The 3,385-nt window shown below is 71.3% G+C and carries 3 protein-coding genes; all 3 read right to left on the bottom strand.

From position 1 onward, the window contains the following. Positions 1 to 39 precede the first annotated feature (39 nt). Positions 40 to 1,041, bottom strand: coding sequence for an allantoicase (gene alc, locus VIB55_RS22920; protein ID WP_331879002.1), 1,002 nt, complete (start codon positions 1,039 to 1,041; stop codon positions 40 to 42). After that, positions 1,038 to 2,402 (bottom strand): allantoinase AllB, encoded by a 1,365-nt coding sequence (gene allB / locus VIB55_RS22915; protein WP_331879001.1) that lies wholly within the window; start codon positions 2,400 to 2,402, stop codon positions 1,038 to 1,040. Before allB ends, alc begins: the two co-directional genes overlap by 4 nt. A gap of 120 nt (positions 2,403 to 2,522) precedes the next feature. Then, the coding region (locus tag VIB55_RS22910) for an MBL fold metallo-hydrolase (RefSeq protein WP_331879000.1) at positions 2,523 to 3,385 on the bottom strand (863 nt) is incomplete at its 5' end.

Genomic DNA, 3,385 nt, shown 5'->3' with positions numbered 1-3,385 from the left:
CGTCGGCGGGCGGCAGCTCGTTCAGGCGCGTGAGGTGGCTCACCGCGGGGCCTCTGCCAGGGTGCCGAACACGCGCAGCCGCGCGATCCCGCCGTCCGGGGCGATGTTCAGCCGCACGTGCGTCACCGCGCCGATGGTGTCCAGGTCCTCGAACCGGAATCGGGCGTGGGGCTGAAGCCTGCTTTCCGGCAGCAGCATCGTCCAGGGCGCCGCCCCGTCGGCCAACTCCTCGGCCGTCGCGCCGGGACGGTGGATGCCTTCCATCCAGCAGCGCTCGGGCGGGTTGCCCTTGAAGTGGTCGGTGTCGATCTCCACCCGGTGGATCGGCCCCGGCGCGGCCAGGCGGATGATGCTCCAGTCGTACCCCGGGCCGCGACGCCGGCGTGTTTCCCATCCATCGCCCATGAACAGCGAGCGCCCGGGAAGGATCAGGTTCTGCCGGTGGCCGAAGAACATGTCGCTGCACGACATCACCCATCCGCCGTTCTCCAGCGCGGCCAGGTCAACCTCGCCGCCCTGCCGCACGAACTGCGTCCACTGGGGAACGACCTCGCCATGGACGCGCAGCCGCGCCACGCCTCCATCGGGATGGATATTCAGCCGCAGGTGCGTGACCAGCCCTTCGTGCGCCACGGGGAACGTGTTGCGATGGTCGCCCTGCAGCGGCGACTTGGGCACGATCTCCGTCCACTCCGCTGCACTCGCCAGGTGTTCGAGCGATGGCGTTCCGTGGATGGCGCACGCCTCGATGGAGCAGTGCTCGGGGTAGTTGCCGCGGAAGAAGCTGGTATCCACCACCACGCCGCGGATGATGCCCGGCGTGCCCAGGCGGACGATGCACCAGTCGTGGTCCGGCGAGTGGCGGCGCGTTTCCCAGCCATCCATCCACTTGCCGCGCTCCGTGTACTCGCCTTCGCGCCACTCGGGGGCGCCGGGCTTCAGCAGCCCTTCCTTGGGCGCGAAGAACTCGTCGTTGGCCAGCAGCACGGCGCCGCCCAGGCGCTCGGCGGCGAGATCGGGAAGGTCCGCGAAGTCGGTCATGCGTCGCCGCGAAGGAGAAGGCGCCCGGCGGGTGCGGCGGCGAACCGGCCGCGGTGGTACACCCGGGTTCCACGAACGTACGTCGCCAGCACCTCGCCGGAAAAGAGGCCGCCCGCGTACGGCGTCAGCTTGTGCCGGTGATGGAGCATCTCAGGGCTCACCCGCACCTGGCCATCGGGATCCCACACCACCAGGTCGGCGTCCAACCCGGGTGCGATGGCGCCCTTCCGCGCCTGCAGCCCCGCCAGGCGCGCCGGCGCCGCGCTCATCCACCGGGCGATATGCTCCGGGCCCATTCCGCGCTCCCCGGCCGCGCTCCACATTACGGGAAGCCCGAGCTGCAGCGAGGCGATTCCGCCCCAAGCCGCGAACCAGTCACCCGACTCCCGCGCCTTCATCTCCGGCGGGCAGGGGGAGTGGTCAGAAGCCACGAGGTCGATGTCGCCGGCAGCGAGCCCGTCCCACAGCCCCTGCTGGTTCCCGCGGCCCCGGATGGGCGGCGCGCACTTGAACTCCGTTGCGCCCTCCGCGATGTCATCGTCCGCAAAGTGCAGGTAGTGCGGGCAGGTCTCGACGGTCACCGGCAGTCCCTCCGCACGGGCGTCGCGCAGCAGGGGCAGCGCATTGGTAGCCGCCAGGTGGACCAGATGGACGCGCGTCCCGAACTCGCGGCAGAGGCGGATCACCAACTCGATCGCCTCCACCTCCGCTTCAGGCGGGCGCGAGCGGACGTACGTGGCGTAGCTGCGCGGGTCCATCCCCGCGATCGAAGCCGCGGCGCGCTCCAGCGGCGCGGGAAGCTCCGCGTGCACCAGCAGCGGCGCCCCCAATTGCGCCAGCACCGGCATCGCCAGCCGAAGGTCCGCCTCGGTCACGTGTTGGAACTCGTCCACGCCGGAGGGGGCGAGAAAGCACTTGAACCCGAAGACGCCCGCCTCCCACAGAGCGGGGAGGTCTGACGCATTTCCGGGCACCACGCCGCCCCAGAATCCCACGTCCACACTGCACTTGCTCCACGCTTCGGCCACCTTTGCGGTCAGCGCCGGAACCGTGGTCGTCGCCGGAATGCTGTTCAGCGGCATCTCGATCAGCGTCGTCACGCCGCCCGCGGCCGCGGCGCGCGTCGCCGTCTCCCATCCTTCCCACTCCGTCCGGCCGGGCTCGTTCACGTGGACGTGCGTGTCCACCAGCCCGGGCATGACGATGGCATCCCCGACGTCCACCACCGTCCCACCCTGCGCATCGTCATAGCTGTCGACGGACGCGATGAGGCCGTCGGAGATGCGGACAGCGGCGGGACGCATGCCGTCGGGTAGGACCACGCGGCGCGAGCGGATGACCAGGTCGGCGGGAGGGTGCATCGGGTGGCGGAAAGGATGGGATACGGGAGTGAGGGGCTCAAGATAGCGGCCGTCCAGACGAAAGCGAGATGCCCGCCCGCTCAGGCCGAGCGGGCGGGCATCGTCACATCCGCCGACGCGCTACAGGATGACCGGCTCCTGGTACCCATCGTACTCCGCGTGGCGGGTGCGGCGCGAGCGGGCGGCGCGGGCCAGCAGGATGCCCAGTCCGAACGCCACGCCGGCGGCGATCATCACCTTGTCCGCGTCGATGGCCCGGGGCGGCACCGAGACGAGGCCGCGCTCGTCCGTCACCGCCGGCTCCTTCACGTAGCGGCCCCGGGCCGGCATGGCGCGGTTACGGAAGTCTGCGGCCAGCGCGCGCAGCTCGTCGCGAAGCTGCGCGCCGCCCAGGGGAATGCCATGCCCCGTCGCGGCGAGCTCCGGCTCCAGAGCCGCCAGCAGGCGAACGGAATGCTCCGCCCGGGGCCAGTCGGGCGTGTAGTACATCGGGGGGCCGTTCACCTCGGGCGTCTGCTCCATCACGTACGTCAGCGCCTCCTGCCGCGTGGTGACGAACGCGTCGCCCGCGATCAGCGTGCGGTCGGCGTCGCGGAAGAGCGCGACGTGGCCGGCCGTGTGCCCCGGCGTGTGGATCCACCGCCAGCCCTGCATGCCGGGCACATCGCCGTCCGTGGGCAGCGCCTGCACCCGGCTGCCGAGGTCGATCGGCTTCTTCGGGTAGAGCCCGGAGAGCCGCGCCATGGCGCCCCCCCCGACGGTCGGGTCCGGCGGCGGATACGACGACCGCCCGGTCAGGTACGGCAGCTCCAGCTTGTGCGCGTAGACCGGCACGTCCCACATCGCCGCCAGGCGCTCGACGGTGCCGACGTGGTCGAAGTGGCCGTGGGTCAGGACGATCGCGGCCGGCGGCTGGTCGCCGTAGAGCTGCTCGGCCGCCTCCAGGATCTTGGACTTCGAGGCGTGCATGCCGGTGTCCACCA

Source organism: Longimicrobium sp., from assembly GCF_036554565.1.
Classification (GTDB): Bacteria; Gemmatimonadota; Gemmatimonadetes; order Longimicrobiales; family Longimicrobiaceae; genus Longimicrobium.
This window is presented reverse-complemented; position numbering and strand designations above follow the sequence as displayed.

What these genes read in the sequence shown, in the direction of transcription:
- alc (WP_331879002.1), bottom strand. Translation starts at nt 1,041, where the DNA reads ATGACCGACTTCGCGGACCTTCCCGATCTCGCCGCCGAGCGCCTGGGC.
- allB (WP_331879001.1), bottom strand. Translation starts at nt 2,402, where the DNA reads ATGCACCCTCCCGCCGACCTGGTCATCCGCTCGCGCCGCGTGGTCCTA.